Source organism: Actinomycetospora sp. (assembly GCF_055612215.1).
The window spans coordinates 1-5,094 of sequence record NZ_JBVPVA010000423.1 but is presented as its reverse complement, the minus strand read 5'-3'; the positions used below and the strand labels follow the sequence as shown (position 1 = coordinate 5,094).

General features: G+C 71.4%; 6 protein-coding genes. 4 read left to right on the top strand and 2 right to left on the bottom strand.

The window, feature by feature from the left end:
• Positions 1-398 (top strand): XdhC family protein (locus tag AC0CYZ_RS11980; protein ID WP_472215560.1); only part of this gene is annotated, 398 nt, incomplete at its 5' end.
• On the opposite strand, the gene AC0CYZ_RS11975 is transcribed toward AC0CYZ_RS11980, so the two are convergent.
• Positions 399-1,250 carry a GNAT family N-acetyltransferase gene (locus AC0CYZ_RS11975; RefSeq protein WP_472215558.1) on the bottom strand — a complete coding sequence of 284 codons (852 nt, stop codon included), beginning with the start codon at positions 1,248-1,250 and terminating at the stop codon, positions 399-401.
• Positions 1,251-1,320: 70 nt separating this feature from the next.
• Positions 1,321-1,557: a hypothetical protein gene (locus AC0CYZ_RS11970; RefSeq protein WP_472215556.1), complete on the bottom strand. Its 237-nt coding sequence runs from the start codon at positions 1,555-1,557 to the stop codon at positions 1,321-1,323.
• 261 nt (positions 1,558-1,818) lie between these two features.
• Here AC0CYZ_RS11970 and AC0CYZ_RS11965 point away from each other — a divergent pair, with 261 nt between their 5' ends.
• The 3 genes from AC0CYZ_RS11965 to AC0CYZ_RS11955 form a co-directional block, all read left to right on the top strand.
• A complete protein-coding gene (locus AC0CYZ_RS11965; RefSeq protein ID WP_472215554.1) occupies positions 1,819-2,343 on the top strand; it encodes a (2Fe-2S)-binding protein in 525 nt (174 codons plus the stop codon).
• A gap of 1 nt (position 2,344) precedes the next feature.
• Positions 2,345-4,840 carry a xanthine dehydrogenase family protein molybdopterin-binding subunit gene (locus tag AC0CYZ_RS11960; protein WP_472215552.1) on the top strand — a complete coding sequence of 832 codons (2,496 nt, stop codon included), beginning with the start codon at positions 2,345-2,347 and terminating at the stop codon, positions 4,838-4,840.
• Positions 4,837-5,094: FAD binding domain-containing protein (locus AC0CYZ_RS11955; RefSeq protein ID WP_472215550.1), on the top strand; the 258-nt coding region annotated here is incomplete at its 3' end. The genes AC0CYZ_RS11960 and AC0CYZ_RS11955, both read left to right, overlap by 4 nt.

Here is a 5,094-nt window from a genome sequence, read left to right as displayed (position 1 = left end):
ACGCGCACGAGGTCGTCGTGAACTGGCCACACCGTTACCTGAAGGAAGAGGCCGATGCCGGTCGGATCGACCAGCGAACCGTCGTCACGGTGCTGACCCACGACCCGAAATTCGACGTGCCGGTGCTCGTCGAGGCACTACGGTTGGACCTCGCCTACCTTGGCGCGATGGGATCGCGCAAGACCCACCAGGACCGGGAGGCTCGGCTGCGTGAGGTGGGTGTGACTGACGAGCAGCTGAAGCGGATAGCCTCGCCGATCGGGCTCGACCTCGGTGCCCGCACCCCCGAGGAGACCGCCGTCAGCATCGCTGCCGAGATCATCGCGCTGCGCTGGGGCGGCGACGGCGCCCGGCTCGGCGAGCGCGAGGGCCCGATCCACCACACCGCCCCGCGCTGATCAGCGGAAGATCCAGCGGGTGAGCTCACCGACCTGCTCGTAGCCGAGCCGCGCGTAGACACCGTTCGACGTGGGGTTCGCCAGGTCCGTGTGCAGCATGGGCGTCGCCCCCGTCCGGAGCACCTGCTGCGTGGCGAGCGTCGTGACGGCCGCCGCGTACCCACGGCCGCGCCGTCCGGGCGGCGTGTAGACGGGCCCCACGCGCCCGAACCCGCCGACCGGCTGACGGAAGCCGGCCAGGCTCGCCGGTTCCTCGCCGTCCTCCCAGAGCAGGTACTCGCGGTTCCGGATGCGCTCGAGCTCCTCGTCGCGGTCCGCCCCGACGTGGCCGGGCAACGCCTCGTCGACGAACGCCGCCAGCCACGCGAGGATCAGGTCGAGATCGCCCGGTTCCGCGGTGCGCCCCTTCCCGGGGACGCCGTCCGCGGGCACGAGCGCGCGCAGGACGTGCACGCCCTCGCGCACCTCGACGACGGCCTCGCGGTCGCCGAGTTCCACCCAGCGCTCGACGAACGCCGCTCCCGAGGTGCCGTCGCCGAGCGCGCCGGGCAACCGCCGGCCGGCCCTGTGCCACGCGTCGGCCACCGCGCGGGCGGCGTCCGGGCCCAAGGGCGGCACCAGGGCCGGGTGCGGGGCGGTCTGCACCGCGACGCCGACCAGGGCGCCACCGCGCTCGACGATCGCCCAGCTCTGGTCGTCGTAGTGCGGCCCGCTCGCCAGCTCCCCGGCCAGGATCGTCGCCGGCACGTTCGCGAACACGCCCTGGGCGGCCAGCCACTCGGCCCCGAGCGGCCCCACCGCGCGCGGGTCGTCGACCAGCCGGACGGTGAGGTCGGGCATCGGATCGGCCATGCGCCGACTGTGCCGCCTGCCGGCTCGCCGTCGCCACCGACTTCCTGCGCGCGGGACCGGGCCGCGGGACTCAGCGCGGCTCCTCCGCGGCCAAGCCCAGCTCACGCCCGGCCCGGGCCAGCCACGCCAGGGCGCGGGCACTCTCCCAGGAGCCGCTCGCCAGCGTCTGCGACGCCTGGACGGCCGACGCGTACAGCCGCGCCGCCTCGGGGCGCCCCCACGCCTCGATCGCCAGCATCGCCAGCACCTCGACGCTCTGCCACGTGCCGGGCTTCAGGCCCTCGACCACGGCGAGGGCGCGGTCCACGGGCGGTCTGGGGTCGCGGCCTCTGCCGAACACGGATGTCCCTTCGTCGTCGAGCGCTCGCAGGTCACCCTGGCAGGTGACCTGCCCGTCGGCGCATCCACTCCGTGCCGACGCGGTGCACAGGTGCTTGATCGCCGATAGTTGCTTGATCAGCGCGAAGTGGGAGGCGCACACCAACGTGGGGCTCTTGTGTTCTTGGCCGATTCAACCTTGGATCAGGTGACTGAGCCACAACGATGTGATCACGAGCGTGGAGGCCGCATGGGCACCAGGAGGATCGCCGTCACCGTGGACGGCGTCCGGTACACCGACGACGTCGAGCCGCGGCTGCTGCTCGTGCACTACCTGCGTGAGCGTCTGGGCAAGACCGGCACCGTCGTCGGGTGCGACACGAGCAACTGCGGTGCCTGCACCGTGCACCTCGACGGCCTGTCGGTGAAGTCCTGCTCCGTGCTGGCCGTGCAGGCCAACGGGAGCGAGGTGCTCACCGTCGAGGGTCTCGAGCGCGACGGTCAGCTGCACCCGGTCCAGCAGGCGTTCCACGACAACCACGCCCTGCAGTGCGGCTACTGCACGCCGGGCATGATCATGCAGTCCATCGACCTCCTCGGCGACAACCCGGACCCCTCCGAGCAGGAGGTCCGCGAGGGCATCGAGGGCAACCTGTGCCGCTGCACCGGCTACCAGAACATCGTCCGCGCGGTGCAGGACGCCGCCCAGAAGATGAAGCCGGGTGCGTCCGCGTCGCAGCCGGCCGCCCAGTCCGTCGCGGGTGGGGGTGCCTGAGATGACCACGACGGAGAACACTCCGCAGACCCAGGAGATCGGGCAGAGCCGCCTCCGCAAGGAGGACCGCCGCCTCATCACGGGGCGGACCCGCTGGACCGACAACCAGGCGATCACGGGCCTGCTCCACCTCGCGATCGTGCGCAGCCCGTTCGCGCACGCCGAGATCGGCAGCATCGACACCAGCGCCGCGAAGCAGGTCCCGGGCGTCGTCGCGGTCTACACCGCGGCGGACATCGGGGCCGACGCGGTCCAGCTGCCGTGCGCCTGGCCGATCACCAAGGACATGAAGTCCCCGCAGCGCCCGGCCCTGGCCGGCAGCCGCGTGAACTTCGCCGGCGAGGGCGTCGCCGTCGTCGTCGCGCGCTCCGCGGCGGCCGCGAAGGACGCCGCCGAGCTGGTCGAGGTCGACTACTCCGAGCTCGAGCCGGTCCTGGACATGGAGGAGGCCCTCAAGGAGGGCGCCACCCTGGTCCACCCGGAGCTCGGGACCAACGAGAACGCCCAGTGGGTGTTCGACTCGGGCGAGGCCGGCTCGGGCGGGTCCGCCTCCGAGGCGATCTCCGAGGCGGAGAAGGCCGACGACCAGATCGTCGTCCGGCGCCGCTTCCGTCAGCAGCGCCTGGTGCCGGTCTTCATGGAGCCGCGCTCCACGGTGGTCGACCCCAACGGCGAGCAGCTGACGATGTGGTCGTCGACCCAGGTGCCGCACATCCTCAAGACGATGCTGGCGCTCACCCTCGGGCTCCCCGAGCACAAGCTCCGCGTCATCGCCCCGGACGTGGGCGGCGGCTTCGGCGGCAAGATCGCCGTGGCGCCGGAGGAGGTCGTGACGCTGCTGGTGGCCCAGAAGCTGGGCAAGCCGGTGAAGTGGACCGAGACCCGCTCGGAGTCGCTGCTCACCGCGCACCACGGGCGCGACCAGATCCAGGACATCGCGGTCGCCGTCACCAAGGACGGCACGATCAAGGCCCTCGACGTCAAGCTGCTGGCCGACATGGGCGCCTACCTCGGCCTCGTCGGGCCGGGCGTGCCGATCCTGGGCGCGTTCATGTTCAACGCGATCTACAAGATCCCGGCCTACCGGTTCGACTGCACCAACGTCTTCACCACCAAGACGCTCACCGACGCCTACCGCGGCGCCGGCCGGCCGGAGGCCACCTTCGGCATCGAGCGGATGATGGACGAGGTCGCCGTCGAGCTCGGCATGGAGCCGATGGAGCTCCGCAAGAAGAACTGGATCACGCACGAGGAGTTCCCGTACACCACGGTCAGCACGCTGACCTACGACACGGGCAACTACGAGGCCGCCACCGACCAGGCCATGTCGATGTTCGACTACGACGGCCTGCGGCGTGAGCAGAAGGAGCGCCGCGACCGCGGCGACGTCAAGCAGCTCGGCATCGGCATCTCGACCTTCACCGAGATGTGCGGGCTCGCCCCGTCGCGCGTGCTGGGCTCGCTGGACTACGGCGCCGGCGGCTGGGAGACCGCGTCCATCCGGATGCTGCCCACCGGCAAGGCCGAGGTCGTCGTCGGCGTCAGCCCGCACGGGCAGGGCCACGAGACCGCGTTCTCGCAGATCATCGCGGACAAGCTGGGCATCGCCTTCGAGGACGTCGAGATCCTCCACGGCGACACCCAGTCCTCCTACCGCGGCCTGGACACCTACGGCTCGCGCTCGCTGGCCGTCGGCGGCATCGCGATGGTGAAGGCGGCCGAGAAGGTCGTCGACAAGGCCAAGCCGATCGCCGCGCACATGCTCGAGGCGTCGGAGGACGACCTCGAGTTCACGGCGGGCCGGTTCAGCGTCAAGGGCACCGACAAGGGCGTGGGCATCGCGGACGTGGCCCTGGCCGTGTTCGCCGCCCACGACATGCCCGAGGGCGTCGAGCCCGACATCGACGCGCACGCGACGTTCGACCCGGAGAACTTCTCCTACCCGCACGGCACGCACCTGTGCGCGGTCGAGGTCGACACCGAGACCGGCTTCGTGCAGCTCTACAAGTACGTCTGCGTGGACGACGTCGGCACGGTGATCAACCCGCTGATCGTCGAGGGCCAGGTCCACGGCGGCCTCGCCCAGGGCATCGCGCAGGCGCTGTTCGAGGAGGCGGCGTACGACGAGTCCGGGACGCTGCTCTCGGGCACACTGGTCGACTACACGCTGCCCTCGGCGGCGGACCTGATCAGCTTCGACACGGCGAACACCACGACCCCGTCGACGACCAACCCATTGGGCGTCAAGGGCGTCGGCGAGGCGGGCACCATCGCCTCCACCCCCGCCGTCGTGAACGCCGTCCTCGACGCCGTGCGGCAGTACGGCGTCTCGGACATCGACATGCCGACCACCCCGTACCGGGTGTGGACGGCGATCAACTCGGCGAGGGGCACATCGGGCCGGGGCGACGAGGCGGACATCGCCTCGCCGGGTGCCGGGCTCGGCTCGACCGCGAGCGACATCTCGAAGGGCGACACCCAGGGAGGGCACCTGTGATCCCGGCATCGTTCGACTACGTCCGGCCGACCACGGTCGACGAGGCGATCCAGGCACTGGTCGACGGCGGTGACGACGCGAAGCTCATGGCCGGCGGCCAGAGCTTCATCCCCGTCCTGCGGCTGCGCATGGGTGACCCGTCGCTGGTGGTCGACCTCGGCGGCATCTCCGAGCTGCGCGGGGTGCGCGAGGAGGGCGACCAGATCGTGGTCGGGTCCATGACGACCCACCACGAGGTCACCCGCGACGACCTG

Coding starts and splice junctions, on each gene's coding strand:
- AC0CYZ_RS11965 (WP_472215554.1), top strand. CDS start 1,819: ATGGGCACCAGGAGGATCGCCGTCACCGTGGACGGCGTCCGGTACACC.
- AC0CYZ_RS11960 (WP_472215552.1), top strand. CDS start 2,345: ATGACCACGACGGAGAACACTCCGCAGACCCAGGAGATCGGGCAGAGC.
- AC0CYZ_RS11975 (WP_472215558.1), bottom strand. CDS start 1,250: ATGGCCGATCCGATGCCCGACCTCACCGTCCGGCTGGTCGACGACCCG.